Annotated in this window: 23 protein-coding genes and 3 pseudogenes; 5 read left to right on the top strand and 21 right to left on the bottom strand. The window is 67.5% G+C overall.

Annotated features, from left to right (window positions below):
• The first annotated feature begins 171 nt into the window (after positions 1-171).
• Both moaA and GNZ21_RS10015 read left to right on the top strand, forming a co-directional pair.
• Positions 172-1,290, top strand: a complete 1,119-nt coding sequence (gene moaA, locus GNZ21_RS10010) for a GTP 3',8-cyclase MoaA (protein ID WP_157323896.1) — start codon at positions 172-174, stop codon at positions 1,288-1,290.
• Between the two features lies 1 nt (position 1,291).
• Positions 1,292-1,561, top strand: a complete 270-nt coding sequence (locus GNZ21_RS10015; protein ID WP_157323898.1) for a MoaD/ThiS family protein — start codon at positions 1,292-1,294, stop codon at positions 1,559-1,561.
• A gap of 3 nt (positions 1,562-1,564) precedes the next feature.
• Here the strand turns inward: GNZ21_RS10015 and GNZ21_RS10020 are convergent, their stop codons facing one another.
• From GNZ21_RS10020 to GNZ21_RS10040, 5 genes are read right to left on the bottom strand one after another with little or no spacing between them, the layout of a single operon-like run.
• Complete coding sequence (locus tag GNZ21_RS10020; RefSeq protein WP_188503372.1) at positions 1,565-2,359, bottom strand: ABC transporter permease; 795 nt, start codon at positions 2,357-2,359, stop codon at positions 1,565-1,567.
• A 4-nt stretch (positions 2,360-2,363) separates the two neighbouring features.
• Positions 2,364-3,170: an ABC transporter permease gene (locus tag GNZ21_RS10025; protein ID WP_157323900.1), complete on the bottom strand. Its 807-nt coding sequence runs from the start codon at positions 3,168-3,170 to the stop codon at positions 2,364-2,366.
• Between the two features lies 1 nt (position 3,171).
• Positions 3,172-4,020, bottom strand: a complete 849-nt coding sequence (locus GNZ21_RS10030; RefSeq protein ID WP_157323902.1) for an ABC transporter ATP-binding protein — start codon at positions 4,018-4,020, stop codon at positions 3,172-3,174.
• Between the two features lie 36 nt (positions 4,021-4,056).
• Positions 4,057-5,100, bottom strand: a complete 1,044-nt coding sequence (locus tag GNZ21_RS10035) for an ABC transporter substrate-binding protein (protein ID WP_157323904.1) — start codon at positions 5,098-5,100, stop codon at positions 4,057-4,059.
• Positions 5,101-5,159: 59 nt separating this feature from the next.
• Positions 5,160-6,581: an amidohydrolase family protein gene (locus tag GNZ21_RS10040; RefSeq protein WP_198346007.1), complete on the bottom strand. Its 1,422-nt coding sequence runs from the start codon at positions 6,579-6,581 to the stop codon at positions 5,160-5,162.
• Positions 6,582-6,765: 184 nt separating this feature from the next.
• Here GNZ21_RS10040 and GNZ21_RS10045 point away from each other — a divergent pair, with 184 nt between their 5' ends.
• Together GNZ21_RS10045 and GNZ21_RS16325 are read left to right on the top strand one after the other, a co-directional pair.
• On the top strand, positions 6,766-7,788 hold the full coding sequence (locus tag GNZ21_RS10045; RefSeq protein ID WP_157323906.1) for an XdhC family protein: 1,023 nt from the start codon (positions 6,766-6,768) through the stop codon (positions 7,786-7,788).
• Positions 7,788-9,161 (top strand): annotated as a pseudogene (locus GNZ21_RS16325) (FAD binding domain-containing protein); the annotation flags it as partial. The gene GNZ21_RS10045 and the pseudogene GNZ21_RS16325, both read left to right, overlap by 1 nt.
• Here the strand turns inward: GNZ21_RS16325 and GNZ21_RS16330 are convergent.
• A pseudogene (locus GNZ21_RS16330) lies at positions 9,114-9,296 on the bottom strand (hypothetical protein); the annotation flags it as partial. The pseudogenes GNZ21_RS16325 and GNZ21_RS16330 overlap by 48 nt on opposite strands.
• A gap of 63 nt (positions 9,297-9,359) precedes the next feature.
• On the opposite strand from GNZ21_RS16330, the pseudogene GNZ21_RS16335 reads away from it, so the two are divergent.
• Positions 9,360-11,519: pseudogene (locus GNZ21_RS16335) on the top strand (xanthine dehydrogenase family protein molybdopterin-binding subunit); the annotation flags it as partial.
• Here the strand turns inward: GNZ21_RS16335 and GNZ21_RS10055 are convergent.
• From GNZ21_RS10055 to GNZ21_RS10125, 15 genes are all read right to left on the bottom strand, one after another.
• Positions 11,467-12,108, bottom strand: coding sequence for a nucleotidyltransferase family protein (locus GNZ21_RS10055; RefSeq protein ID WP_157323910.1), 642 nt, complete (start codon positions 12,106-12,108; stop codon positions 11,467-11,469). The pseudogene GNZ21_RS16335 and the gene GNZ21_RS10055 sit on opposite strands and share 53 nt — an antisense overlap.
• Before the next feature lie 11 nt (positions 12,109-12,119).
• Positions 12,120-12,377 (bottom strand): helix-turn-helix domain-containing protein, encoded by a 258-nt coding sequence (locus GNZ21_RS10060; RefSeq protein WP_157323912.1) that lies wholly within the window; start codon positions 12,375-12,377, stop codon positions 12,120-12,122.
• Entirely contained in the window at positions 12,374-13,834 is a 1,461-nt protein-coding gene (allB, locus tag GNZ21_RS10065) for an allantoinase AllB (RefSeq protein WP_157323915.1), read from the bottom strand. The genes GNZ21_RS10060 and allB overlap by 4 nt, the downstream gene beginning before the upstream one ends.
• Before the next feature lie 94 nt (positions 13,835-13,928).
• Positions 13,929-14,837 carry a factor-independent urate hydroxylase gene (pucL, locus tag GNZ21_RS10070; protein WP_157323917.1) on the bottom strand — a complete coding sequence of 303 codons (909 nt, stop codon included), beginning with the start codon at positions 14,835-14,837 and terminating at the stop codon, positions 13,929-13,931.
• A 9-nt stretch (positions 14,838-14,846) separates the two neighbouring features.
• A complete protein-coding gene (uraH, locus tag GNZ21_RS10075; RefSeq protein ID WP_157323919.1) occupies positions 14,847-15,170 on the bottom strand; it encodes a hydroxyisourate hydrolase in 324 nt (107 codons plus the stop codon).
• Complete coding sequence (locus GNZ21_RS10080) at positions 15,170-16,015, bottom strand: MurR/RpiR family transcriptional regulator (protein WP_157323928.1); 846 nt, start codon at positions 16,013-16,015, stop codon at positions 15,170-15,172. The genes uraH and GNZ21_RS10080 overlap by 1 nt, the downstream gene beginning before the upstream one ends.
• Positions 16,012-17,325, bottom strand: a complete 1,314-nt coding sequence (locus tag GNZ21_RS10085) for an allantoate amidohydrolase (protein ID WP_229659320.1) — start codon at positions 17,323-17,325, stop codon at positions 16,012-16,014. Before GNZ21_RS10085 ends, GNZ21_RS10080 begins: the two co-directional genes overlap by 4 nt.
• Positions 17,322-18,557: a pyridoxal-phosphate-dependent aminotransferase family protein gene (locus GNZ21_RS10090; protein ID WP_229659321.1), complete on the bottom strand. Its 1,236-nt coding sequence runs from the start codon at positions 18,555-18,557 to the stop codon at positions 17,322-17,324. Before GNZ21_RS10090 ends, GNZ21_RS10085 begins: the two co-directional genes overlap by 4 nt.
• A 31-nt stretch (positions 18,558-18,588) precedes the next feature.
• Positions 18,589-19,383, bottom strand: coding sequence for an aspartate/glutamate racemase family protein (locus GNZ21_RS10095; protein WP_188503373.1), 795 nt, complete (start codon positions 19,381-19,383; stop codon positions 18,589-18,591).
• Positions 19,370-20,806 (bottom strand): amidohydrolase family protein, encoded by a 1,437-nt coding sequence (locus tag GNZ21_RS10100; protein ID WP_157323930.1) that lies wholly within the window; start codon positions 20,804-20,806, stop codon positions 19,370-19,372. Before GNZ21_RS10100 ends, GNZ21_RS10095 begins: the two co-directional genes overlap by 14 nt.
• A complete protein-coding gene (locus GNZ21_RS10105) occupies positions 20,803-22,341 on the bottom strand; it encodes an ABC transporter substrate-binding protein (RefSeq protein ID WP_157323932.1) in 1,539 nt (512 codons plus the stop codon). The genes GNZ21_RS10100 and GNZ21_RS10105 overlap by 4 nt, the downstream gene beginning before the upstream one ends.
• A gap of 61 nt (positions 22,342-22,402) precedes the next feature.
• Positions 22,403-23,410, bottom strand: coding sequence for an ABC transporter ATP-binding protein (locus GNZ21_RS10110; RefSeq protein WP_157323934.1), 1,008 nt, complete (start codon positions 23,408-23,410; stop codon positions 22,403-22,405).
• Positions 23,407-24,453 (bottom strand): ABC transporter ATP-binding protein, encoded by a 1,047-nt coding sequence (locus tag GNZ21_RS10115; protein WP_198346008.1) that lies wholly within the window; start codon positions 24,451-24,453, stop codon positions 23,407-23,409. The genes GNZ21_RS10110 and GNZ21_RS10115 overlap by 4 nt, the downstream gene beginning before the upstream one ends.
• Positions 24,450-25,298 (bottom strand): ABC transporter permease, encoded by an 849-nt coding sequence (locus GNZ21_RS10120; RefSeq protein WP_157323936.1) that lies wholly within the window; start codon positions 25,296-25,298, stop codon positions 24,450-24,452. The genes GNZ21_RS10115 and GNZ21_RS10120 overlap by 4 nt, the downstream gene beginning before the upstream one ends.
• Positions 25,295-26,215, bottom strand: a complete 921-nt coding sequence (locus GNZ21_RS10125; protein WP_157323938.1) for an ABC transporter permease — start codon at positions 26,213-26,215, stop codon at positions 25,295-25,297. Before GNZ21_RS10125 ends, GNZ21_RS10120 begins: the two co-directional genes overlap by 4 nt.
• Positions 26,216-26,264: the final 49 nt, after the last annotated feature.

Raw genomic sequence — 26,264 nt, forward strand, 5'->3', positions numbered from 1 at the left:
CTGACCTCCTCGGCACTGACCGCACCGGCGCAGGAGTCGGTCTCCAGGGACAGGGTCCGGGTGCCGCGCCGGGCCAGCGCCGGTTCCAGGACCGCGCGCAGCCGCCCGATATGCTCCTGAACCGGGACCCGCGCGGCGGGCGTGCAGCCGGGCGACGTAGACTTAGCAGCCATGAGTCCCAGGGTAGCGCTGAGAGAACCCCGGGTCCGGACTGCGCCGGAATCCCCCTCCGAGAGCCCGGGACGGCACGGCGATCCCGCCGCCGGCCTGCTGGACCGGTTCGGGCGGCGGGCCACCGATATGCGGCTCTCCCTGATCGATAAGTGCAATCTGCGCTGCACCTACTGCATGCCCGCCGAGGGGCTGCCCTGGCTGAACCGCGACCAGCTGCTGACCGTCGGCGAGGTGCGCCGGCTGGTGAGGATCGGTGTGGAGATCCTCGGCATCCGGGAGCTGCGGCTCACCGGCGGCGAGCCCCTGGTGCGCAAGGATCTGGAGGAGATCATTGCCGGCATCCGCGCTGATCACCCTAGGCTTCCGGTGGCGCTGACCACCAATGCGATCGGACTGGACCGCCGGGCTGCTGCGCTGGCCGAGGCCGGGCTGACCCGGGTGAACATCTCGCTGGACTCGGTGCACCGGGAGACCTTTGCGAAGCTGACCCGCCGGGACCAGCTGGATGCGGTGCTCACCGGGGTGCAGGCGGTTGCAGATGCCGGGCTGACCCCGCTGAAGATCAATGCCGTGCTGGTCCGCGGGGTCAACGACGCCCAGGCCCCTGATCTGCTGGCCTGGGCGCTGGGCCACGGCTTCGAGCTGCGGTTCATCGAGCAGATGCCGCTGGAGGCGGAGCAGACCTGGCGGCGCGAGGCCACCGTCACCGCGGCGGAGACCCGTGAGCTGCTGAGCACCCGCTACCGGCTGTCCCCCACCGATGAGGACCGCGGCGGCGCACCGGCGGAGCGTTTCGACGTCTGGGAGAAGCACGACGCCGCGGACTCACCTCCTCGGGGCAGGGTGGGGATCATCGCCAGTGTCACCGAGCCGTTCTGCGCCGCCTGCACCCGCACCCGGATCACCGCTGAGGGCCGGGTGATGAGCTGCTTGTTCTCCCGGCAGGAGGTGGACCTGATGGACCTGCTGCGCTCCGGGGCCGATGACCAGGCGGTGGCCCAGCGCTGGGCCGATGCGATGTGGGCCAAGCCTGCCGCCCACGGCACTGATAGGCCCGGGTTCGAGCTGCCCGGGTTCACCCGCCCGGAGCGTTCGATGTCAGCGATCGGAGGCTGAGATGAGCGAGCATGAGACACGTGCGGTCACTGTCCGGCTCTACGCCGCCGCCGCGGAGGCCGCAGGCACCCATGAGCTCACCGTCGCGGTGGATCAGCATCCGCTGCCGCTGACCCAGCTGCTCGAAGAGCTCTCCGGGCGCAGCCGGGAGCTGGCCAGGGTCTGTGGTCAGTCCAGCTGTCTGGTCAACGGCACCCGCACCAGGGCTGAGGCGGGCACCGTCCGCCCGGGCGACATCGTCGATGTTCTCCCGCCCTTCGCCGGCGGTTAGGGCTCAGGCCGCCAGGCCGATCCCGGTGGAGCGGGCCACCAGCCGCTCGGCCACCCCGATCAGCGAGTAGACCACCAGGGAGGCCAGGGTGACGATGAGCACCGAGGCCCAGAGCCTGTCGTAGTCGGTCCGGGTCACTGCTTGGATGATGCCGTAGCCCATGCCGTCGCCGGTGGCCAACCATTCGGCCAGCATGGCCCCGGTCAGCGCCCCGGGGATGGAGACCCGGGCGGCGGTGAAGAAGCTGTGCAGCGAGGCAGGCAGCCCCACCCGGCGCAGCACGGTGGCCTTGGACCCGCCGTAGACCTGGACCACCTCGGTCATCGCCGGGGAGGCGGAGCGCAGCCCCTCCACAATGGTCACCAGGGCAGGGAAGATGACCACGATGGTGCCCATTGCTGCCACCGAGGCGAAGTCCCTGCCGAAGATCAGCACGATGATCGGAGCCATCGCGACCAGCGGCACTGAGCGGCAGATCATTGCCAAGGGCATCACCGCTGCTTCGAATCCCTTGGAGATCTGGAAGGCCATAGCAGTCGCTGCAGCCACGAAGAGCCCCACCCCGAAGCCGATCAGAGTGTCGAGCATGGTGATCCAGAAATCGCCGAAGACCACCTCCCGGTGGGCCGCGGAGTCCTCGTGGGTGAAGAGGTACTCGTAGACGTCCAGCGGACCCTTGCCGATGATCGGGCTGACCCCGAAGATCTGCAGAGCGCCCACCCAGATCGCGGTGATCACCGCCAGGGAGGCAGCCAGTCTGACCAGCGGAGCACCGACGGCGCGCAGTACCGGGTTCACGGCATCACCTCCTGGTCCAGGGGGTGGCGAGGCGGCCGATCAGCGCGATCACCGCATAGGCGATCCCAGCGACGACGACGCCCACAATGGCCAGTGCCCACAGCCGTTCCACATTATTGCCCTGGGCGGCCACCATGGCCGGTCCGAGTCCCCGGGTGATGCCGCCGACATACTCCCCCAGGATCGCACCGAGCACTGCGGCGGGGGCGGCGATCTTCAGCGCGGTGAACACATAGGGGATGGCACCGATCAGCTGCACCTTGGTCAGCTGATGCAGCCTGGAGCCGCCGGCCACCGTGATCACGTCCAGCCCTGCCCGGTCCGCGGACTTCAGCCCCTGGATGGTGGTGACCACGGTGACGAAGTACACCGAGAGCCCGGCCAGCACATTGGCGGTGGCAGGCTGTCCGCCCACTGCGTAGACCACAGGTCCGATGGCGATCAGCGGCAGGCAGTAGGTGATGACGGCCAGCTGGGTGGCGATGCCCTCCAGCCAGGGCGCAATGAGCACCAGTGAAGCGGTGAGCACCGCGAGCAGGTTGCCCACCGCGAAGCCGGTCGCTGCTGCGGTCAGGGTCACCGAGGCGTTGCGCCAGTAGAAGGTGAATCCGTCATCGGCGAGCTGCCCGGCCACTGCGAAGGGGGTGGGGACGGCGGAGGATCCCCCGGCGGCCGTGCCGATGGTGCCGAAAGCCCCCACCACCCACCAGAGCACAAAGACGATCAGCAGCCCTGAGGCCCCCGGCACCCAGCCGGGGACCCGGAGCCGGCGCTGCGCTGCCGGCGGGCGGGTGTTTACCAATGTGGTCATCTCAGTGCTCCCCGGGGTGGTCCTTGCCGAAGAGCAGGTCCGAGGCGTGATCCACCAAGGCATGGAACTCAGGGGTGCGCTGCATCTCCGGTGTGCGTGGGCGGGGCAGATCCACCTCGAAGACCTCCTTGACCCGGCCCGGCCGGGCGCTCATCACGGCCACCACGTCAGAGAGGAAGATCGCCTCCGAGATGCCGTGTGTCACCATCAGGGTGGTGGCCGGCTTCTCTGCGAGGATGCGCATCAGTTCGATGTTCATCCGTTGCCGGGTCATATCGTCCAGTGCCCCGAAGGGCTCATCAAGCAGCAGCACCTGGGGCTTGACCACCAGCGACCGGGCGATGGAGACCCGCTGGCGCATTCCGCCGGAGAGTTGGCCCGGACGGGCGTGTTCGAAGCCGGAGAGCCCCACCAGTTCGATGAGATCCTCGATCAGCCCGGTTTCAGGCCTGATCCCCGCCACCTCCAGTGGCAGCCGGATATTGGCGTGGACGCTGCGCCAGGGCAGCAGGGCAGCATCCTGGAAGGCGATCCCCAGCTCATGAGCCTCACGCAGCTGCTCGGGAGTCTTGCCGTCCACCCGCAGCTCTCCGCTGCTGGGGGTCTCCAGTCCGGCGAGCATCCGCAGAATGGTGGACTTGCCGCAGCCGGAGGGGCCCAGCAGGGAGAGGAAGGTTCCCCGCCCGGTAGCCAGGTGGGCGTCCTCCAGCGCGGTGACCTGCTTCTTGCCCGAGCCGAAGATCTTGGTCACCCCGCGGACATCCACCCCGGTGCCAGTCAGCAGCGGGTTCTCCGGCACTGCCGCAGGGTTGGCGCTGATCTCGGGTGCTTCTGCCAGCTGGCTGGTCATGACCGTTCCTCCTCGTGTGCTGTTGGGACCCGGGGCTCAGTCGAGCAGGTCGGGGTTCTCCTCGTAGACCTCTTCCAGCAGGCTGAGGTCGAAGAGGTCGTCAGGCACCTCGTAGCCGACGTCGGAGACCGCCTGCAGGGTGTTGGCGACCAGTTCGTCGCTCATGGTCAGCAGGCCGTTCTCATCGGTCCAGTCATCGGAGATCATCGGTGCCTGCCGCTCAGCGGTGATCAGCTGGTGCTCGAAGTCCAGGCCTTGGTCGGCGGCCCAGTCCTCCACGGTGATGGTCGCGGCGTCCTCATGGTCCTCCAGGGCGGTCTTCCAGCCCCGGATGGTGCCGACAAGCAGTGCCTTCAGCGCCTCCCGGTCGTTCTCGATGGTCTCCTCGGTGGCGATGATGGAGCCGGCGGCGAAGGGCAGGCCATGGTCGTAGAGGTACATGTACTCCACCTCATGGCCATCGAGCTCCACGTCGATGGCCTGATTGGTCGCATAGCCGATATAGGCGTCGACCTCCCCGTTGGACAGCGGCTCGGCGGTGCCCCCGGTGGAGACCATATCCACGTCATCGGGGTCAATGCCGTTGACCTCCAGGAATGCGTAGTAGACCGGCTCGTTGTTCGGAGCCACCCCGATGCTCATCCCGATGAGGTCCTCGGGCTCAGTGGCCGGGTTCTCCGCCAGGCTGAAGATGGCGAAGGCGTTGCGCTGGAACACCGAGCCGATGATCCTGATATTGGCGTCGTCACCCTCGGAGTCGATGAAGGACCCCACGTCGATGGGGTTGGAGAGCCCGGCCAGGCCGGTGCCGGTGGCAATCTGGGTGGCTGAGGGGGTGGCCGCCGGACCACCGGTGATCAGCTCGACCTCCTCGAAGCCCTCCTCTTCGTAGTAGCCCTCGTCCACGGCGTAGTACATGCCGGCGAACTCAGCGGTCATGATCCAGGACAGCGGAACCTCCACGGAGCCGAAGTCCCCGTCGCCGTCTCCGCCGCCCTCCCCGTTGCCGCAGCTGGTCAGCGCCAGTGCTCCGACAGCTGCGGCGGCGGCCAGCTGGGTCCTCTTAGCGGTGGTGTTCATGCGGTTTCTCCTTATGGGTAGGTGCCAGTCAGTGATGGATCGGTGGTTGGTGCTCGGTGTCATCCCTGCATTGCTTCGGCTGCCCGGCGGTGCCCGGCCAGCACGTCATTCAGTCCGGGCAGCTGCAGCTGGCCCTCGCTGAGCCGTTCGGTTCCGTTGACCAGGACCGTGTGCGCCCGGGCAGGACCGGAGCGCAGCCATCCCTCCACAGGGTCGGTGAGCACCCCGGCCTGGGAGAGCTGGGCGGAGGACCAGATCACCAGATCAGCGCAGGCTCCAGGATTGAGGTGCCCGATCTCATCGGCCCAGCCGAGGTTGGCCGCCGAGCCTTCGGTGGCCATGTTCAGGGCCTCCCGGGCGGTGAAGGAGTCGGGCCCGTTCCGGAACCGGCCCAGCAGCAGGGCGGTGCGGGTCTCCAGCCAGAGGTCGGCCGAGTCCGCAGAGGCCGAGCCGTCGCAGCCGATGCCCACATTCATCCCCAGGCTGCGCAGGCCCTTGGCGTCGGCGGCATCGCCGCAGATGATCATGTTGGAGCTGGGGCACTGGGTGGCTCCGACTCCGGCCGCAGCCAGCCGGGCATTCTCGGCCGCGGATCCGTAGACGTAGTGCGCCACCCAGGACCGGGGCGTGGCCCAGCCACAGTCCTCGAAGTACTCCACGGGGCGGCGTCCGTAGACCTCCAGGGCGTAGGCGTCCTCATCGGTGTCTTCGGCCAGGTGGGTGTGCAGGCGCACGTCGTGGCGCTCGGCCAGCTCAGCGGTGGAACGCATGATGGACTCGCTGACCGAGAACATGGAGCAGGGGGCCAGCGCCACCCGGACCATCGCCCCGGGGCTGGGGTCGTGATAGGCCTTGATCAGGCGTTCGGAGTCGGCCAGGATGGTGTCCTCGTCCTGAACCACCTCCTTCGGCGGCAGCCCTCCATCCTCCACTGAGCGGGTCATGGATCCGCGGTTGGCCATGAACCGGAACCCGGCATCGGTGACGGCCTGGACCTGGGCGTCGATGAGCTCCGGCACCGGATGGACGTACATATGGTCAGAGCTGGTGGTGCAGCCCCCGGTGAGCAGCTCCGCAGCGGCCACATAGGTGGCCAGGTACACCGACTCCTTGTTCAGCCGGGCCCACCGCGGATACAGGGTGGTCAGCCACTGGAAGAGCGTGCCGTTGATGGCCGGGGCATAGGCCCGGGTCAGGTTCTGGTACATATGGTGGTGGGTGTTGACCAGACCGGGAGTGACCAGTCTGCCCCCGGCATCAAGGGTGCGCCCGGCCGCAGGCATCGGCTGCCCCATCCGCCCCACACTGTGCACCCGGCCCTGCGCCACCGCCAGCCAGCCGCCGTCGATCTCCCGTCCGGCAGCCTGGGCGGAGGCCACGTCGGTGACGCCTGCTTCACGCTCAGCAGCCGAAGCAGGCCGGGACTCAAGCACCAGGTAGGCATTGGTGATGAGAAGCTCGGCGGCAGGTACGGGGTTCACGTTACCCACCGTATGAAACGCTTGTTTCACACCACTCACCTGAGGATTACAGCCAGGTAAAACGGCTGCGGAAAAACACAGTGAAACTCTTCTGTCATAAGGATGTAACAGACCCCGAACTAGGCTCACCCGATGAGACGAACGTTTCATTGCCCTGCCGTCCGCTGCGAGGAGGTGCCAGAAGGTGCTGGACCGGATCACCGACTACCGCCGGGCCCTGGCCCATCCGCAGCACTGGGCGGTGGCCACCGTAGTCAGCGTCGCCGGCTCCTCCCCGGCCCCGGTGGGCACCTCGATGGCCGTCTCGGCAGACCTGGAGATCATCGGGTCACTCTCCGGAGGCTGTGTGGAGTCCACCGCGGCCGCGCTGGCCCAACAGAGCATCGCTTGGGGGGAGCCGGTGCTGGAGAGCTTCGGCCCGGAGGGCGGCCAACTCGGTGAGGTGCCGCTGACCTGCGGCGGCCAGATCCAGGTGCTCATCCAGCCGCTGAGCACCGTAGCCCGCACAGAGTACGACGACGCCCTCCGGCTGGCACACACCGACCCGCACCTCGGTGCGGTGCTGCGCAGAGAGGTGCAGACACCCCGGGGGGCGTTCACCGTCACCGAGCACCGTGAGCCCGCACCGCGGCTGCTGCTCTTCGGGGTGCAGGACTACTCCGTCCACTTGGCCGGGATGGCCCTGTCCGCCGGCTGGCAGGTGGTCCTGGTGGACCACCGCCCAGCCTTCGCCGCCGGGGACCGGGTTCCGCAGCGGGCCCGCTTGGTGGTGGACGACCCGGCTGCGGCCGCCGCCCGGCTGCTCGCCGAGCAGCAGGGCGGCTGGACCGCAGCCTGTGTGATGACCCATCACCCCGATCTCGACGTGCCGGTGCTGGCGGCCTTGCTGTCAGCCCAGCCCGGCCCTGAGTTCGTCGGGGCTCTGGGCTCCCGGAACGCCCAGCGTCGGCGGCGTGAAGCCCTGGCCGAACGGGGCCTCAGCACCGAGCAGATCGCTGCCGTCCGCGGCCCGCTCGGACTGGACATCGCCGCCGGCTCCCCGGCTGAAAGCGCAGTCTCGGCCCTGGCGGAGCTGATCGCCGCGAAGAACACCGCCGGCCGGCTCCCCGCCGGTCGCCCGCTTGCCCGCAGCACCGGCCCCATCCACTACACGCGGCCGCGCTCGCAGACCATCATCGAGCCGGTGCCGGTGATGGCGGGCAGCTGATGGATATCACCAGTGCGGAGGAGGTGCTCAGCACCTGGGACCCCGATGAGGCTCGCCCGGGTGACTCCTGGCTTGCCGGAGGCACAGTGCTCTACTCCTACGGCCGTGATCTCCGCACCGGGGCCCCGCGCCGGCTGCTGGACATCAGCGGCGCCCCCTGGGAGCCGCTGAGCTGGCACCAGGGGCAGGACAGTCAGGACACCGGGCTGGAGATCGCCGCCACCTGCACCATCGCAGAGTTCCACGCTGCCGCTGACACCTTGCAGCACCGCGGGCTGGTCACTGAGCAGCTGCCCGGGCTGCACCTGATGCGCCCCGCGGCAGAAGCGTTCGTGGCCTCCTGGAAGGTGTGGAACCTCTCCACGGTGGGCGGCAACGTGGCCACCGGGCTGCCGGCCGGGCCGATGACCTCCTGGCTGGCTGGGATGGGGGCTGCAGCGCTGATCCTCTCCCCCGGCGGGGGTCGCCGGCACACACCGGTGGCGCAGCTGGTCACCGGCAACGGCCGCACCGCCCTGGAGCAGGGCGAGCTGATCCGGTCCTTCTGGATCCCGGCGGACAGGCTGGCCCGCCAGGCCCTGATGGCCCGGGAGTCACTGACCCGCTACGGCCGCTCTGCCGCGCTGCTGATCGCCCAGCTGGCGGGCCCCGCTTCCGTGAGGCTGACCGTCACCGCCAGCACTGCCCATCCGGTGGTGCTCGAACTGGGACTGGACCCGGAGAAGGCCCGGGCAGCGGTACAGGCCCTGCCGGAAGAGCTCTGGGTCAACGATGTGCACGGCGCCCCGCAGTGGCGGCGCGACATCAGCTCCCGCCTGGCCGCCGAACTCCTGCGCGCGCTCCCGCGCTCACCCTCGCCTGCCCCCGCACTCCGTGTCAGACACCTGGCAGAAGATCAGCCGTCCATGCGCAGCCGATCTTCCGCCCCCCGCCTGACAACCACTCCGCAGGGCACAGAGGGGGCCCCGCGGACGGTGACAGTGGACGGCACCGAGGTGCCCTTGGAGCACGCCCCCGGCCAGTGCCTGCGCACCTGGCTGCGCGAGCGGGCCGGGGCGGATGCGGTCAAACGTGGCTGCGACGCCGGGGACTGCGGTGCCTGCACCGTCCATCTGGGCAGCACCGCTGTACATTCCTGCATCACCCCTGCTCAGCGGGCAGCCGGACAGAGCATCACCACCCTGCGCGGGCTCAGCCCCGAGGCTGCCCGTGCTGCCGCTGAACCCGGGGACCGGCCGGTGGAGCCGGCTCTGCACCCCACCCAGAGGGATTTCCTGCAGGCCCATGGTTTCCAATGCGGCTTCTGCACTGCCGGGTTCATCATGACGGAGACCGCCCCGGAGTCTCCCTATCCCAGCCCCGCGGACCAGGGACGGAAGTTCAAGGGAAACCTCTGCCGCTGCACCGGCTACTGCTCCATCAAGGACGCGCTGGCCGGAACACCCCGGAAGAGCCCTATGGCACCGGCGGGCCCCAGGGTGGTGACCGGGACGGCCGACTACAGCCAGGACCGCCCGCTGGCCGCTGAACCCGAGTCCTGGCCCGCCGGCCAGGGCGAGCCCCTTCATATCGTGGTGCTGCGCTCCCCGCATCCGCACGCCCGGATCCGCAGCATCAGTACCTCACGGGCACTGAGCCGGCCCGGCGTCGTCGCTGTCATCACCCATGCGGATGCCCCGCAGCACATCCGCTACTCCACCGCCCAGCATGAGCTGGTCGAGGATGACCCGGCAGATACCCGTCTGCTCGACGACACGGTGCGGTTCGCCGGCCAGCGGGTGGCGGTGGTGGTGGCCGAGACGCGGCGCCAGGCCGCACGGGCCGCCCAGCTGGTGGAGGTGGACTATGAGCCGCTGCCCGCGGTCTTCGACCCCCGTGAGGCGACCCGACCCGGCGCCCCAGTGCTGCACCCGGAGCTGCCGCAGCGTACCGATGCGGTGGGCAGCACCTATTTTCCGGCCCTGGAGCCTGGGCGTAACCGGCTGGCCTCGGTGGAGGCTGCCTCCGGGAACTCCATGGGCGCGCTGTCCTCCTCCCCGCACCAGCTTCGGATGAGCTTCACCACCCATCGGACCTCACACACTGCGCTGGAGACCCACGGCACCCTGGGCTGGGTGGATGAGAACGGCCGGTATGTGCTGCGCACCTCCACCCAGGTGCCGTTCCTCGCCAAGCGGACCCTGCAGCGGATCTTCGGGCTGGGCCCGGAGGCATTACGGGTCTTCTCCCCCCGGGTCGGCGGCGGCTTCGGCTCCAAGCAGGAGGTGCTCACCGAGGATCTGGTGCTGCTGGTCCTGATGAAGCTCGCCGAGCAGGGCATCCGTCGCCCGGTGTCCTGGGAGCTGACCCGCACCGAGGCGCTGACCGCCACCACCACCCGGCATCCGTTCAGGATCGAGGTGGCGCTGGCGGCCGACGAGGCCGGCAGGCTCACGGCCCAGACCATGGAGGTGCTCTCCGACACCGGGGCCTACGGCAACCACGGGCCGGGGGTGATGTTCCACTCGGTGCATGAGTCCATGCAGCTCTACTCCGCGCCGAATAAGCACGTCCGGGCTGAGGTGGTCTACACCAACAACCCGCCCTCCGGGGCCTTCCGGGGCTACGGCCTCTCGCAGACCCTGTTCGCCGTGGACTGCGCCATGGATGAGCTGGCCCGCCGGCTGGTGCGTGACCCCCTGGAGTTCAAAACTGCGAATATTGTGCAGATCGGTGAGAAGCTCTTCGGACAGGACGCCGATGTGCAGGTCGACGCCGCCGGGCTGCACCAGTGCCTGGAGATCATGGCCGCACAGCTGCGCACTGAGCAGCTGAGCACCGCCGAGCTGGCCCAGTGCGAGCAGCGGCTGGCCGAGGAGCGGCACGGCTACGCCGGCCCCGGGGGCGATTGGCGGCTGGGCACCGGCACCGCGGTGGCGATGATTGACACCGCCCCGCCCAACGGGCACCACTCCCATGCTGCCATCCGGCCCCTGGGCGGCGGGCGGTACGAGCTGAAGGTCGGCACTGCGGAGTTCGGCAACGGCACCTCCACGGTGCACCGGCAGGTGGCCGCGAAGGTGCTGGGCACCGCCGCAGAGCAGATTCTGCTGCGTCAGGCCGACACCGACCTGGTGAGCCATGACACCGGTGCTTTTGCCTCCACCGGGATCACCGTAGGGGTCAAAGCCTCCTACCTCGCGGCCAAGGACTTGGCGGCCAAACTGGCCGCCCTGCCCCCGGGCGCGGACCCCGGCACAGTGATCGGCACCGGGCACTGGGGCGGGTCGCCGCGTACGGCGGCCTTCAACGTGCACGGGTTCCGGGTGGCGGTGGACATCAGCTCCGGCACCCTGGTGATTCTGCAGTCGGTGCAGGCCGCCGATGCCGGAACAGTGCTCAACGAGGCCCAGTGCCGCGGCCAGGTGGAGGGCGGAGCAGCCCAGGCGATCGGCGCGGCACTCTTCGAGGAGATCGTGATCAGCCCCGGCGGGAGGATCAGCACCGAGGTTCTGCGCACTTATCACATCCCGCAGATGGCCGACCTGCCGCGCACCGAGGTCCACTTTGCCGCCTCGGCGGACCCGCTGGGCCCCATGGGGGCGAAATCCATGTCCGAGTCCCCCTTCAACCCGGTAGCCCCTGCCCTGGGCAATGCCATCCGGGACGCCACCGGCATCCGGATGACCAGCACCCCGTTCACCAAGGACCGGATCTTCGCTGCCCTGCGCGCTGCAGAGCAGAAGCGGTGAGCAGTGCCAGATCCTCCGGGGTGTCGATATCGGCATCCTCCGCCAGACCCGTGAGGTCCACGGTGTCCACTCTCCCGGCCTGGCTGTGCAGATACCGCCGGGCGCCTTCATCGCCTTCTGCCAGCTCAGCGGCCGCTGCAGCCTCAGCGGTCGCCATCACCACCGGGTGTCCGGCCCTGCCCTGCACCGCGCCCCTGATGATTCTCCCTGCGGTATGGCCCTCCAGCGCTGCCGCCAGTGCCGCAGCCGTGATGCCTGGCTGGTCCACCAGAAGCACCGCAATCCGGTCTGCGCCGAGCCCGGCCGCTCGCCGCACCCCGGTCCGGAAGGACTCTGCCAGTTGGCTGCGCCCCTCAGGGACGACGGCGAACTGAGCCTGGGCAGCCAGCCCCGGCACCTCAGCCTTCAGCGCCGCCCCGACCTGCTCGGCCCGGTGGCCCAGCACCAGCACCGGGACCGTGCCGGCCTGCAGTGCGGTGCGCAGCGACCGGGCGGCCAGCAGCTCGCCCCGGCTGCGCAGCAGCGGTTTCGATATCCCGCCGAGGCGCTGGGCCCGCCCGGCGGCCAGGATAACTGTGCCGGTGAGCACCCCGCGCCCTCCTAGAGCCGGTTGCGGCGGGCTGCGGCGTCGCCGATGGGCACCAGCTTGTCGCTGAGCCCGTAGCGCCGGTCCTGCATCTGCACCAGGTATCCGGAGGTGATCAGGGTGCGCAGCAGCCGGTGGACCGTGGCAGCCGGCAGGTCGGTGACGGAGGAGAGCTCACTGAGCGTGGCAGCCCCACCGCGCGAGGCCACCACCTCAATCAGTGCCAGGGCCCGTTCCACGGACTGCACTGAGGAACGTCGGGGCTCGGTCATCGGGTTCCCACCTCTTCTTCTGAGCGGGCCGGCCGCCCGGCTGAGTATCCTGGTCCACGCAGCTGCTCCCCGCCGCTGAGCAGCGTCGCCGTGGAGTCCTGGTCGCTGAACAGCTCTACCCCGCGCAGCACCGCTCCCACCACTGTGCCGCGGATCTCGTAGCCGTCATAGGCGCTGATCGGGTTCTTATGCGCCAGCCCGGCAGAGGAGACCACGTGAGTCTGCTCAGGGTCATAGATCAGGAAGTCGGCATCACAGCCTACTGCGATCCGCCCCTTATGGCTCAGCCCCACCAGCGCAGCGGTGCGCTGGGCCATCCACCGGCTGACCTGCTCCAGCCCGATGCCGCGCTGAGCGGCGGCGGAGGCCACCGCGGCGAAGCCCACCTGCAGCCCGGAGACTCCGCCCCATGCTTGGCTGAGGTCCGGGGCCCCTTTGTACTTCTGCTCACGGGTTGCCGGAGAGTGGTCAGTGACCACCATGTCGATCAGACCCTCCTGGAGCCCCTGCCACAGAGCCTCCCGGTTGCCGGCGTCCCGGATGGGCGGGCAGCATTTGAACTCAGCAGCACCGTCGGGGACGGACTCGGCCTCGAAGCACAGATAGTGCGGGCAGGTCTCCACAGTGACCGGCAGCCCCTCGTCCCGGGCCGTTTGGATGGTCTCCAGGGCTCCGGCGGCGGCCAAGTGCAGAATATGGGTCCGGCAGCCGGTCTCGCGCACTGCCTCCAGCAGGCCTTCGATCGCAGTCAGCTCCGCCTCTGCCGGGCGGGTCGCCGCCCATTCGGCGTAGCGGCGGACCTTCCGGAACTGGCCGCCGAGGGCGGCAGTGGCGGTGTCAATGGTGCGGGCATCCTCGGCGTGGACGATCAGCAGTCCGCCGAAGCCGCGGATGCGGGTCATCGCCTCGCGCAGCTGGGCCGGGCTCACCGGCGGGAACTCCGGGACCCCGGAGTCCAGCAAGAAGCATTTGAACCCGAAGACCCCGGCTTCCCACAGCGGCTCGAGGTCCTCGGCGTTGCCCGGCACCACCCCGCCCCAGAACCCCACGTCCACATAGGTCTGACCTGCCGCAGCTGCCTGCTTGGCCCGCAGGCTGGGCACGTCCACGGTCGGCGGGATGGAGTTCAGCGGCATGTCCACGATGGTGGTGACCCCGCCGAGCGCGGCTGCCATAGTCCCCGTGGCGAAGCCCTCCCAACTGGTGCGGCCCGGCTCGTTGAGGTGCACATGACTGTCCACGTTCCCGGGCAGCACCACCAGCCGCGGCGGCACCCGCAGCATGCCCGCACCTCCGGAGACATCACGGGCGCGCACGATCGCCGCATGTCTGGCGGCCTGGCCGGGAGCCAGGCGGGTGATCCGCCGGACGGCGCCCTGGTGATCGATCTCCAGGTGCGCCGGAACCAGGTCCCCCTCAATCAGGACCCGCTCTGCGATCAGGTGGCGCACGGTCATGAGGCCTAAGCCTAGGGCGGGCATATTTCGGGAATATTGACGCCGTGTTCAGCTCCGGTGACGCGCTCACCAGGCATCTCGTATGCCGCCTGCGCTAGACGAAGCCGGGAATCCACTGCCAGGCCGCAGGCTTGGGCTGCGCCCCGGCGCGGGTCACCGAGGCGTTCATCAGCCCGTAGGGCAGCACGCCGGCTTCGAAAACTTCGTTGGGGTTCTCCAGGCCGAAGGGCGTCAGGTCGACCACGTAGTGGTGGTTGTTCGGCATGGCGAAGCGGATGTCCTCGATCTGCGGTACGGCCTCCAGGACAGCGCTGCCGGCAGCGTAGAGGGTCTGCTGCAGGGACAGCGAGTGCACTGCGGCGAACTGCTCCAGCACTATCTGCTTGACCTGGGCAAAGACCGCGTCGAAGTCCACCGACCCGGCCTGGGCGGCATCGTCCTGGTAGAGCCACCGGGCTGAGATATCGGTGGCCATGATCCGGTCAGTGGTCTCCGGCAGGGTGGTGTACTCGTCCCGTGGGAATCCGGTGAACTCGCTGCCGGTGGACTTCAGCACGGTGAGGTCCTTGAACCCGCCCAGCACGTACTCTGCGCCGTCCTGGCTGGTGACTGCCGCAGTGCGGATCTCCTGTGTGGATCTCACGAAGGAGTGCTCATGCGGCCTGCCCTCCACGGTGATCCTCTCCCAGGGATAGGACTCGGCCAGCCAGCGCCCGCCGTGCACCTCCGGATAGGACAGAAAGTGCCGGCCTAGGGTGAGCAGGAACTCCTCGGGACTGCTGATCCCGTACTTCTTGGCGAAGGCATAGACGGTGTTCTTCTGCGTGTCAGTGGCCAGCACCTTGGAGTTGTCCCCGGTCAGGAAGGTCTCGGCGAAATCTCCGCGCAGGAAGCTGGTCACGTTCAGATCGCGGATCTGGTGCACCTCGGTCTCCCGGTGCACGCGCACCACTCTCACCTCAGCCTTGCCGTACTGGTTGGGCCCAAGCACTATCTCGTTCATGGTTCTTCCTCAGCTTCCGCGGTAGGTGGAGTATGCGTAGGGGCTGATCAGCAGCGGCACGTGGTAGTGCGGCTCGGCCCCGGTCTCGAAGGTGATCTGCACCTCGGGGAAGAAGGTGGGCAGCCCCCTGGCCCGGAAGTACTCTCCGGTGCGGAAGCTCAGCCGGTAGCTGCCCGGCTGAAGCTGCTCCGGCCCCAGCTCATTGACCCGGCCGTCACTGTCTGTGGTGCCCCGGGCAATCTGTTCCCCGGCAGCGTCACTGAGGATGACGACGACGCCGCTGGCGGGGGTGCCGGCAACGGTGTCGAGGATATGGGTGGTCACCAGGCTCATCAGAGGTCCAGCTCCTTGAGATCGTCGTAGGTATCGGCCACGTGGGAGATGCGGCGCCGCCCGGCCGGCAAGGCGGCGTTGAGCACGCCGTTGGCCAGCAGGGACACCAGTGACATCGGGGCGGCGTAGGAGTCGAAGGCGCCGTCTGCGTCCAGCGGGCACTCGATCCAGATCTGGGCGTGCTGGGCGTAGCGGCGGGCCGTGGCATCGCCGATGAGCACCAGCACGGCTGGGGAGGCAGCGGTGCGCTGGACGAGTTCGGTGAACCCGCGGGGACGCCGGCGGAATCCGAAGACCACCACCGCCTCATGGAGGCCCAGGCCGGCCAGCTCTTCACCGATGCTCTGGCCCGGCTGGGGCGCCAGCCGCACCCGGCTGCGCAGCTGGATCAGCTGATGGTGCAGGTGGGCGGCCGGAGGGTAGCTGTTGCGCAGGCCGATGATCAGCACCGATTCGGCCCCTGCCACCAGTTCCACCACCTCGTTGAGACGTCCGCCGGAGAGCGTCTCAGCCAGTCGGGCGAGGTTGGCCTGTTCATGCTGAATGTGCCGCTGGATACCGGTGGTGGCCTCGGAGTCCCCGGTCAGCAACGGTGCAGCAGTGGGCTGGCCGGAGGCCCGCAGCGCCATGGCATGGTCCCGGACCTCTTTGAAGTCGTCGAAGCCCAGTTTGCGGAACAGCCGGGAGACGGTGGCCTTGGAGACCCCGGTCTGGCGGCTGATCTCCGCGGCGGAGAAGACGGCGAGGTCTCCGAGGTGCTCCAGCAGGAAGTCGGCCACCCGGCGCTCCTGGGGCGGGAGGTCCCCGTACTGGTTCTCGATCCGCGCATCGATCCGACGGGTCATGGCTGGTCACCCCCGCGGCCGGCGGCCAGGCTGAGCACTGCATGCTGCAGCGCCTGGAGGGTGCTCGCCACATCGGCCTCGGTCACCGATTCATCGGGGTGATGACTGATCCCGTCGTGGCAGCGGGTGAAGAGCATGCCGATGCCGGTGATCTCGGCCATGGCCATGGCGTCGTGGCCTGCCCGGGAGAACAGCCGCATCGGCTCCGGGTCGCCTGCCTCGGTGATCCCTGCGGCGATGGCTGCTACCAGGGGCTCGGCGCAGAACACGGTGGGGGCGGCGTGGATCTCCTCGACCTGCAGTTGCAGCCCCCGGTCGGCGCAGAAGCCGGTGATCGCTGATTCCATGGCCCCCCATGCGGCATCACGCAGCGTATCGGTCTCGGCGCGCAGGTCCACGGAGAAGTCAGCGCGGCCCGGGACCACGTTCACCGCTCCGGGGTGGGTGCTCATCTGGCCCACGGTGGCGATGGCCTGCTTCTCTATGCCGATCCGTTCGATCTCCAGCACCGCCTGACTGGCTCCGATGAGCGCATCCTGGCGGCGGGCGTAGGGGGTGCCCCCGGCGTGCCTGGCCTCGCCGTGGATGCTGACCCGGAAGCGCCTGGCCCCGGCGATGGAGCTCACAATCCCCAGGGGGCGGCCGGCCTCCTCCAGATAGGGGCCCTGTTCGATATGGGCCTCCAGATAGCCGACCAGGTCTTCCCGGGCACGTGCTGCCTCACCGATCCGGCAGGGGTCCAGCCCGAAGTCTTCGAAGGCCTCGGCCATCGTGATGCCCTGCTCATCAGCCAGCTCCCACCACTGGGGGTCCCAGGTGCCGGCCATGGCCCGGGAGCCCAACAGCGTGGCACCGAAGCGGGTGCCTTCCTCATCTGCGAAGGCGGCCACCTCCAGGGCGAAGGGCAGCTGGTCCGCCTGGGGCGCGAGGCTGCGCACAGTCTCGATGGCGGTAAGCACACCCAGGATTCCGTCATAGCGGCCGGCATGCGGCACCGTGTCCAGGTGGGAGGCGAGCATGAGTGCAGGCAGCCCGGGTGTTCGGCCTTCGATCCTGCCGCACTGGTTCCCGGCCGCGTCCTGCCAGGTGGTCATCCCGGCCTCCTGCATCCACCGGCCGGCCAGCGCATTATGCCGCCGGTGCTCCTCGGTGAGGTAGGCGCGCAGGATCCCCTGAGCCTTCCCATCGGCACCGCGCAGGGCTGAGATCTGGGCCAGCTCGTCACAGCGGGCCATCACCCGCCGCGCTGCGGTCATTGTCTGCTCCTTGGGCCGGCAGGTGCCCGGGACGGCGTCGTAGGCGGTGCTCATCCGGCGGCCTCATACACCTCAAGGGCCGCGCCCACTCCCCCGCCGGCGGTGACCGGGGCGCCGGCGGCGCGCAGCACCTGTTCCAGGGCTGCCAGGGTGAGCAGCACCGCGTCCTTCCGTGCGTTGTAGCCCATCACGCCGATCCGCCAGACCACACCGTGCAGCGGCCCGAAACTGGTGCCGATCTCGATGCTGTAGTCATTGAGCAGCGCACTGCGCACCGCCTCACCGTTGACCCCCTCCGGGATATGGACCGCGACCACGTTGTTCATCCGGTGTGCCTGGTCGCCGAAGAGCTGCAGCCCCAGACCCTGCAGTCCGGCGGTCATGGCGGTCCCGTGCAGCCGGTGCCGCGCTACGGCCTCTGGTATGCCCTCACCCACCAGAAGCCGTGCGCACTCCCGGGCGGCGTAGAGCATGGAGGTGGCCTCGGTGTGATGGTTGAGCCGCTTCGGACCCCAGTAGTCGAGGATCATTGCCAGGTCCAAGTAGTTGGAGGCGATGCGAATGCCGCGCGGGGCGCTGCCGTCGTCGATGCCGGCCTCCACGTGGCGGCGTGCGCCGATCACCTCCACGGCCTTCTCGGAGAGCGTGATCGGGGCGGAGCCGGAGGGGCCGCCCAAGCATTTCTGCAGCCCTGCGGTGGCGGCGTCGACTCCCCATGCATCGGCCAGGAACTCATTGCCGCCCAGGGAGGCGGTGGCATCGGTGTAGAAGAGGGTGCCGTGCTTATTGCACAGCGCGGCAATGCCCTCCAGCGGCTGGTTCATAGTGGTGGAAGTATCACCCTGCACCAGGGCCAGGAGCCTGGGCCGGTGAGCGGCCAGGGCGGCGTCGAGCTCTGCCAGGGTGAAGACCTGCCCCCACTCCTTCTCGATGACCACGACCTCACCGCCTGCCCTTTCAGCGATTTCCTTCAGCAGGTGTCCGAACCGGCCGAAGACCGGCACCAGCACCTTCTCACCGGGCTCCACCAGGGAGACGATGGCAGCCTCAATACCGGCCCGGGAGGTGCCGTCGACGAGCAGAGTGGCCTCATTGCTGGTGCAGAAGACCCCCCGATACAGCGCCATCACCTCGTTCATGTATCCGGTCATGGCGGGGTCATACTGACCGATGAGCGGAGCGGACATAGCGCGCAGCACCCGCGGGTCGGCATTGACCGGCCCCGGCCCCATCAGCAGCCGCTGCGGCGGGTGGATCTGGGGGTGCTCCGATACGGAATGGCTCATATCTCCCATCCTAGTGAAACGCATGTTTCATCTATGAAACACGGGCCGGATCCAGGTGCATCTGCTCCGTGCTGGCGGCCGGCGGCCATCCCTTCCAGCGCTTTGCCGGGTTCAGCGGACTGAATGCATGAGCTTTGGAGGTGCTCATGCCAGCGCTGAGCAGAGCCTCGGCCAGCCGCACCCCGGCCGGGACCCCGTCGATCACCGGGATGCCCAGCCTCCGGCCGAGCTCGAGGTCGAGTCCTGCAAAGCCGGCACAGCCCAGCACGATCGCTTCAGCACCCCGGCTCACCAGCTGGCGGGCCCGGGACTCCAAAGCCCCTGCCACCTCGGCGATATCAGTGTGGATCGAGGAGACCGGGATCTCGCTGGCCTCCACCCCGATGCAGCGGGTATGCAGTCCGGCATTGCGCAGGCTTTCCCAGATCACCGGAACCGTACTGCTGAGCGTGGTGACCACTCCGTAACGGTGGGCCACCAGATTCGCGAGGATGGGCCCGGCTTCGGTGATGTCCACGACCGGGACCTCCCAGCGCTGGCGCATCCCTTCCCTGCCGTGCTCACCGAAGCCGGCCAGCACCACTGCATCGAATGGCTCGGGATACTTCTCCAGGGCGGCGAACATCGCCGTGGCCGAGATCATGCTCTCGTAGTAGCCTTCGGCAGACTCCGGGCCGAAGGGCGGGGTGAGGCCCACGACGGTACTGCCGGGCGAGGCCGCCAAGCGGGCGATCGCCTCCAGCGAGCGGGTCAGCACCGAGTTGGTGTTGCAGTTGAGCACCACGATCTGGTGTGCAGCAGCGTCTGAGATCTCAGCAGAAGACACGGCGCACCTGCTTCCAGCCTGGGTCGGCAAGGTGCTGCTCAAGCCCACCGTCCACCAGCGCACGGGACGCTTGCTCCTGGGCGAGATCGATCACCTCCTGCTCATCAACCCGCACAGCGCAGCCATCATCCAGCAGGACCTCCCCGGCGACCAACACGGTATGAACATCAGCGCCGGTGGCCTGATACATCAGTCGGTGCACAGGCATCCACCAAGGAGTCAGATGCGGCTGGGCCGTATCGATGAGGACCAGGTCGGCACGCTTCCCGGGCTCCAGGGAGCCGATCTCGTCCTGCATCCCCACTGCCCGGGCGGCGTCGATGGTGATCATCTCGAGCAGCTTCCCCGGCGGGAGCAGATAGCGGTCACCAGTGCGGACCACCTGTGCCTCCCGGGCAGTCCTAGCGGCCAGCAGCAGGTCGAAGGGCCGCAGTGGGGCAGCACCATCGGTGGTCAACGCCACGTTGACGCCCTGGGCCAGCAGGGCAGCGACATTGAGTCCGCCCCCGGGCGCATGGGAGACATGAGTGCCGGTGGAAGCCAGGTGGACAATCTCCTCCTCATCGATGCCCACACAATGCTGCAGATGGACCTGCGGGCCCAGGATTGCGGTCTCCGGGTCCTGCATGGCCAGCCGAATGTGTCCGCCGAAGGCATCGGAGTGAATCCTGGTGCCGGTCCGGGCGGCCAGCTCCAGCACTGCGGCCCCGTGCCGACGGTCTGACTCAGTGAGCCGTTGCGCGGCATAGGGTGTTGAGGGACCTGAGCCGAAAAGAGACGGAAGGATGGTGAACGGGGTCAGGAACACCTGAGTCAGTCCGCCCCGGGTCCCGTGCAGTTCACTGATCACCTGCTCGGCGGCTTCCAGCATGTCCTGCAGGGACACCATCTTCTTCCGCCATCCGGCGCCCGCATCACGGCTCTCCACCGGATGCGGGTAGGGCGCACCGGAGGGGCCGGTCCCGATGATGTCGGCCACGCCCACTTCGGCATAGCCGGCGGCATGGGCCCTGATGAAACCAGGCTCGTCGACACGGGGCCTGGAGCCCATGACGCTCATCGAGGTCGTCACCCCCTGGCGCAGCCGGTCCAGGGCGGAAAGCCTGGCATCTGCGTACCAGAACTGCTCGTCCGTGCGGGTGAAGTAGAACGTGGTCAACAGGTCCATCCAGACATCCGGCCGGTCGCTGGCCACGGTCTTCATCAGGCTGTGCCCGGCGTGCCCGTGCACATCGATGAGCCCGGGAAGCACCGCAGTGCGCTCATTGCCGATGACCTCCTGCACCTCGGGGTAGCGGGACCTCAGTTCCGAGTAGTCGCCGACCTCACGGATCGTGGTGCCCTCCAGCAGTACCGCACCGTCCTCGATGACCCTGCGCTCGGCGTCCATGGTCACTACGGTGCCTCCGCGAACTATCCTCATTCGGTCAGGCTCGCGTCCTTGAGCACGAACAGCCCGTCAGCCCGGGGCTGCCAGTCCAGGTTGGGGTTCGCGGCATAGATATTGTCCGGGGAGTACAGCGGCATGATGAATCCCTGCTCGATGTTCAGCTCAGCCAGTTCGCCGAAGACATCAGTGCGTTCCTGCTCATCAACTTCCCGCTGGGCTTCCACCAGGCCGCAGGCGGTCTCATCATGGGTGTAGTCGTTGGAGCCGCCGCAGAAGAAGTTAGTGGCGGGCATGTCCCCGTCCATCGTGGAGGGCGCCCAGGTGTTGAGGAACAGCCCCCTGAGATCCTGAGTTGCACTGACCCGGTTGGACAGGGTGCTCTGGTCCATCCCCGACATCTCGACGGAGATGCCGACGGCAGTGAGGTATCCCTGGATGGCCTGGGCCACCTCAGTGCTGAGCGGGATCCGCCCGTCGGTGGCGTACTCAAGGGTAATGGTCTCGCCCTGGTAGTCCGCCTCGGCCAGCAGCTGCTCCGCCAGCTCAGGATCATAGGCCGGCAGCTGTACCGAGTCGTCATAGCCGCCTACAGACTGGGCAACGATCTGCCCATTGGCCAGGCCACCTCCGGTGAGCACGTTCTCCACTATGGACTCACGGTCGACAGCGTGGATGATCGCCTGCCGGACCAGCGGGTCGTCAAGACCCTCAGCACCGGTGTTGACGCCCAGGAAGACTACCCCGTTGGAGGTCACCGATTCGATGACGATATTCGGGTCGTCCGCCACCGCCCCTACCTGGTTCGGTGAAATCTGGCCGAGGTCCACACTGCCTGAGATGACGCCGTTGAGCCGGGCATCCTGGTCGGACACAGTTTGGAAGGTGACCCGTTCCAGACTCGGTGCTCCGCCCCAGTAGTCCTCATTGCGCTCGATGACATATTCCACCCCACGGGTGTAGCTGACGAACTGGAAGGGGCCAGATCCCACCGGCTGCTGGGCGAACTCCTCTGAGCCCAGTTCGGAGTACACATGCTCCGGAACGATGGAGACTGCAGTGGTCAGTGAGGGGAACGCGGAGAAGGAGGTGTTCAGGGTAAAGATCAGAGTGTTCTCCTCCTCCCCTGCTTCCACGGTGTCGAGCACATTGAGGTACCCGGTGACCGAAGAATCGGTGGAGTTGAGCACCTCGTTGTAGGTGAAGATCACATCGTCGACAGTCAATTCTTCACCGTCGTGGAAGGTGACGTCGTCACGGATGGTGTAAGTCCATTCGGTGAAATCCTCATTGGGCTCCCATTCAGTGGCCAGCTCCGGCTGCATCTGCCCCTCGGCGTCAAACATGGTGAGCCGGTCGAAGACGTTGTAGTAGTAGTTGTAGCCGGCCAGTGAGCCGTCCACCACCGGTTCGGTGACATTCTCCGGCTCCGCTACTGCCGCGATAATCAGCTCTCCTCCCTCTGCAGGTGTCTGGTCGCCTGCCGGCTCAGTGCTGTCGGAACAGGCTGAGAGCAGCAGTGCAGCTGCGGCGGTGCCGGTGAGCAGCCGGGAGGGAGAGTATCTGGTCAAGCGACCTCTGGTGTGCTGAGGCATGGCAGGAAACCTTCCTTGTGGTGGGGAGTGATGGGGTTTAGGTCATTGCGGGGGCCACCGAGCGCTGCGAATCCTCTGGGAAGTGGCAGGCATGCTGGTGGGTTGGGCTGCCGGTGCTCACAAGAGTGGGGTCCTGCTGAGAACACTGCTCCTGCGCGATCGGGCAGCGGGTCCGGAAGCTGCATCCGGAGGGGCGTCGGGCGGCGTCGGGCAGTTCGCCGGCCAGCACGACCCGGCGCCTGCTGCTGCGGGCCCGGGGGTCAGGTACCGGTGCTGCGGAGAGCAGCGAGCGGGTATAGGGGTGGACCGGGTTGGCAAAGATCTCCTCCGCTGTTCCGGTTTCCACAATCTGGCCCAGGTGCATCACGGCGACCCTGTCGGAGATGTGACGGACTACGGAGAGGTCGTGGGCGATGAACAGATAGGCCAGTCCCAGCCGCTGCTGCAGATCCTTGAGCAGATTGATCACTTGTGCCTGCACTGAGACGTCCAGCGCTGAAACCGGCTCGTCGAGGACCAGGACATCAGGGTCCAGGGCGAGCGCCCGGGCGATGCCCAGCCGTTGCCGCTGCCCGCCGGAGAACGCCGCGGGGCGGCGGTCCATCACCTCTGCTGAGAGACCCACCGATTCGAGCAGCTCAACAACCCTGTCCTTGGAGTAGCGGCGGGCAATGCGGAGCGGCTCGGCGACGATCTCATGGGCGCTGAGCCGGGGGTCCAAGGCGGAGTAGGGGTCCTGGAAGATCATCTGGACCCGGTTGCGCAGCTGACGGCGATCTTTGGGCCTCAGCTCCGCCAGACGCTGCCCGAAGACCTCCACACTGCCGGAGGAGGGGACGTTGATGTCAAAGATTGTGCGGACCAGAGACGACTTGCCGCACCCGGATTCGCCGACCAGGCCCAGGGTTTCGCCGCGCCTGAGTTCCAGGGATACTCCGTCGACTGCACGCAGCGTCTTGGGCCCGGCCCCGCGCAGCCTGTACTCCAAGCTCAGTTCATTGACCCTGAGCACCACTTCCTCAGCGGCGTTGGTGACAACTGTCATCGTGCACCAGCCCTTTCTGCAGCCGGTGCTGCGTACGGGGCGTTCAGCAGCTCCGTCCCCGGGTGGTGGCAGGCCGCAGCCCGCTGCCTTTCTCCGGATCCTGGCATCGGCAGCAGGGCAGGCCGCTCGAGGCAGGCTGCATCTTTTCCGGCACTGGTGCACCGAGGCGCGAAGGCACAGCCCTCTGGGCGCTGGCTGGGGGCCGGGGGTGAGCCCGGGATGGCGAAGGCGGCATTCGTATCGGAGTACTCGGTGAGAATACTGGCCAGCAGTCCCTTGGTATAGGGATGCTGGGCACTGTCGAAGATCTCGTACACTGAACCGGTCTCCACAAAGCTTCCGGAGTACATGATGGCCACCCTGTCCGCCACCTGGGCCACCAGGGCCAGGTCATGGGTGATCATGACCATTGCGGCGTCGGAGGTCTCCCGGGCTGTCTCCAGCGCCTCCATCACCTGCGCCTGCACCGTAGTGTCCAACGCGGTGGTGGGTTCATCAGCCACCAACAGGCTGGGCGAATTGGCGATGGCCATAGCGATCACGGCGCGCTGCCGCATCCCTCCTGACCATTCGTGGGGGTAGAGCCGGGACCGGCGCTTGGGCTGTGGGACGCCCACGCTGGCGAGCAGTTCGGCCACCCGCTGGTCCCGGTCGCCCCAGGCGAGCCTTCGATTGTGCACGCTGAGGGCCCGGCCGATCTGGCTGCCCACGCTCTTGACCGGGTTCAGGGCAGTCATGGGGTCCTGGAACACCATGCCCATCTCTTTCCCGCGCAGGGCACGCCGCCGCTTCTCCGGCATCCCCACCAGCTCCTCGCCGCGGTATCTGATGCTGCCGGAGGTGATGTGCAGCTCCGGCGGCAGCAGACCCATCACTGCCAGCATGGTGACCGACTTCCCGGAGCCGGCCTCACCAACGATGCAGAGGACCTCCCGGGGCAGCACCGTGAAGCTGATGTCTTCCACCAGTGGCACATCACGGCCCCGGTCATCCTGGTAGACCACCGTGAGGTCCTGGACATCAAGAATGGGTTCGGTGCTCACGCTGCAACCTTTCTCCTGGCTGGGGCGCCGGCCCCTTCTTCGGTGAAGCGCTGGCTGATGAGATTGGTCCCCGCGATGATCAGGAACATCGCCACACCGGGGATCATGACTAGTGCGGGCTGCTGACGCAGGTACCCCTGACCGTCGCTGATCATCGAGCCCCAGCTGGGAGTCGGGGCCTGGATGCCCAGGCCCAAGAAGTCGAAGGAAGCGATGAGAATGATGATCGCCCCGAGGTCAGTAGTAGCCACGATGAGCACCTGCGTAAAGACGTTGGGCGCAATATGCCGGCGCATGATCCACAGCGGCCCTGCCCCCTGAATCTTGGGAGCCAACACGAAATCTCGGCCAGCCAGGCTGAGCGCCACTGAACGGGCCACTCTGGCATAGCCGACCCAGTAGGTGACTGAGAGGACAACGATCATGAGCGTCACACTGGGCCCATAGACGGCTGAGAAGGCGATGAGCACCAGCATCACCGGCAGTGCGAGCTGAACATCGGTCAGCCCCATCAGCACATTGTCAGTACGTCCGCCGAAGTAGCCTGCCACCATGCCGATGATGATGCCGATCACCATATTGGCCAGGATCACTGCCAGCGCGATGCTCAGGGTAGTCCGCCCGCCCAATGCCAGCCGGCTGGCCACGTCACGACCCAGGCTGTCGGTGCCCAGCCAATGACCGGACGAGCCGGGAGACTGCAGGATGCTGCTGAGGTTCTGGGTATACGGGTCATATCCGGGGCTCAGGGGATAGAGCAGGGAGAAGCCGACAACCAGCAAGACCATGAGCAGTCCGCTCAGCTGCAGCGGTCGCCAGCGCTTCAGGGCAGAGATGAACTTCATCGCATCCTCACTCGCGGGTCGACAATGCCATAGAGGAAATCAACCAGCAGATTGGCCGCGACGAACAGCACCGCGACCATGATGAGACCCGACTGGACCACCGCAAAGTCCCGGGAGAAGGTCGCCGTGAGCATCAGTTGCCCCATCCCTGGCCAGGCAAAGACGTTCTCCACGATGACCAGCCCGCCCAGGAAAGTTCCCAGATTAATCCCGGCCACGGTCATCACCGGAAGCAGCCCATTGGGAAGAGTCTCGGCCAGCACCACCCGCCGGGGGCTCTCCCCCCGGGCCAGGGCGGTGCGCACATAGTCATGTTTGCCCTGTTCCAGCAGAGCATTGTCCAGCAGCCGGGCGTAGACGATGAACTGACCCGTAGCGATGGTCAGCGCCGGCATGATGAGGGTCTGCAGACTGCCGGAGCCCAGCGAAGGCAGCCAGCCCAATGAGACCGAGAGAATCAGCACCAGCAGGAGGCCGAAGAAGAAGTCAGGCAGCGACTGGCGCATCGAGCCCAGTCCCAGCATCACCGAACGCAGCGGCCACCAACGGGTCAGATGGATAAACAGCACGGCAGCAAAAGCCATCAGCAGGCCCAGGCTGAGCCCGGCCGCACCCAGCACCAGCGAGTCGGGAAGACGGTCCATAACCATGGCCATTGACGAGGTTCCTCTGTCCCGATAGGAATTGCCGAAGTCGCCCTGCAGCAACCCGCCCAGGTAATCGGCGTACTGCACGAGATAGGGCCGGTCAAAGCCGAGCTCGACATCCAACGCTGCGATCTGCTCCGGCGTAGCCCATTCCCCGAGGATCAGCGCCGAGGGGCTGCCGGCCAGTCGGCCGATGATGAAGGTCACCGTCACGACGACGAAGATCGTGGCAAGCGCTTGGAGCAGTCTGCGCCCCAGATAACGTGCCATGGGCCCCTCCGTCGGCTAGTACGCGAACGATTGAATGGTATACAGTTTG

Origin of the sequence: Nesterenkonia alkaliphila (assembly GCF_009758175.1) — a bacterium.
Taxonomy (GTDB): domain Bacteria; phylum Actinomycetota; class Actinomycetes; order Actinomycetales; family Micrococcaceae; genus Nesterenkonia; species Nesterenkonia alkaliphila.

Excerpts from the sequence above, each read along its gene's own strand:
- moaA (WP_157323896.1), top strand. The coding sequence starts at position 172 with ATGAGTCCCAGGGTAGCGCTGAGAGAACCCCGGGTCCGGACTGCGCCG.
- GNZ21_RS10015 (WP_157323898.1), top strand. The coding sequence starts at position 1,292 with ATGAGCGAGCATGAGACACGTGCGGTCACTGTCCGGCTCTACGCCGCC.
- GNZ21_RS10025 (WP_157323900.1), bottom strand. The coding sequence starts at position 3,170 with ATGACCACATTGGTAAACACCCGCCCGCCGGCAGCGCAGCGCCGGCTC.
- GNZ21_RS10030 (WP_157323902.1), bottom strand. The coding sequence starts at position 4,020 with ATGACCAGCCAGCTGGCAGAAGCACCCGAGATCAGCGCCAACCCTGCG.
- GNZ21_RS10035 (WP_157323904.1), bottom strand. The coding sequence starts at position 5,100 with ATGAACACCACCGCTAAGAGGACCCAGCTGGCCGCCGCCGCAGCTGTC.
- GNZ21_RS10060 (WP_157323912.1), bottom strand. The coding sequence starts at position 12,377 with ATGACCGAGCCCCGACGTTCCTCAGTGCAGTCCGTGGAACGGGCCCTG.
- allB (WP_157323915.1), bottom strand. The coding sequence starts at position 13,834 with ATGACCGTGCGCCACCTGATCGCAGAGCGGGTCCTGATTGAGGGGGAC.
- pucL (WP_157323917.1), bottom strand. The coding sequence starts at position 14,837 with ATGAACGAGATAGTGCTTGGGCCCAACCAGTACGGCAAGGCTGAGGTG.
- uraH (WP_157323919.1), bottom strand. The coding sequence starts at position 15,170 with ATGAGCCTGGTGACCACCCATATCCTCGACACCGTTGCCGGCACCCCC.
- GNZ21_RS10080 (WP_157323928.1), bottom strand. The coding sequence starts at position 16,015 with ATGACCCGTCGGATCGATGCGCGGATCGAGAACCAGTACGGGGACCTC.
- GNZ21_RS10085 (WP_229659320.1), bottom strand. The coding sequence starts at position 17,325 with ATGAGCACCGCCTACGACGCCGTCCCGGGCACCTGCCGGCCCAAGGAG.
- GNZ21_RS10090 (WP_229659321.1), bottom strand. The coding sequence starts at position 18,557 with ATGAGCCATTCCGTATCGGAGCACCCCCAGATCCACCCGCCGCAGCGG.
- GNZ21_RS10100 (WP_157323930.1), bottom strand. The coding sequence starts at position 20,806 with ATGAGGATAGTTCGCGGAGGCACCGTAGTGACCATGGACGCCGAGCGC.
- GNZ21_RS10110 (WP_157323934.1), bottom strand. The coding sequence starts at position 23,410 with ATGACAGTTGTCACCAACGCCGCTGAGGAAGTGGTGCTCAGGGTCAAT.
- GNZ21_RS10120 (WP_157323936.1), bottom strand. The coding sequence starts at position 25,298 with ATGAAGTTCATCTCTGCCCTGAAGCGCTGGCGACCGCTGCAGCTGAGC.
- GNZ21_RS10125 (WP_157323938.1), bottom strand. The coding sequence starts at position 26,215 with ATGGCACGTTATCTGGGGCGCAGACTGCTCCAAGCGCTTGCCACGATC.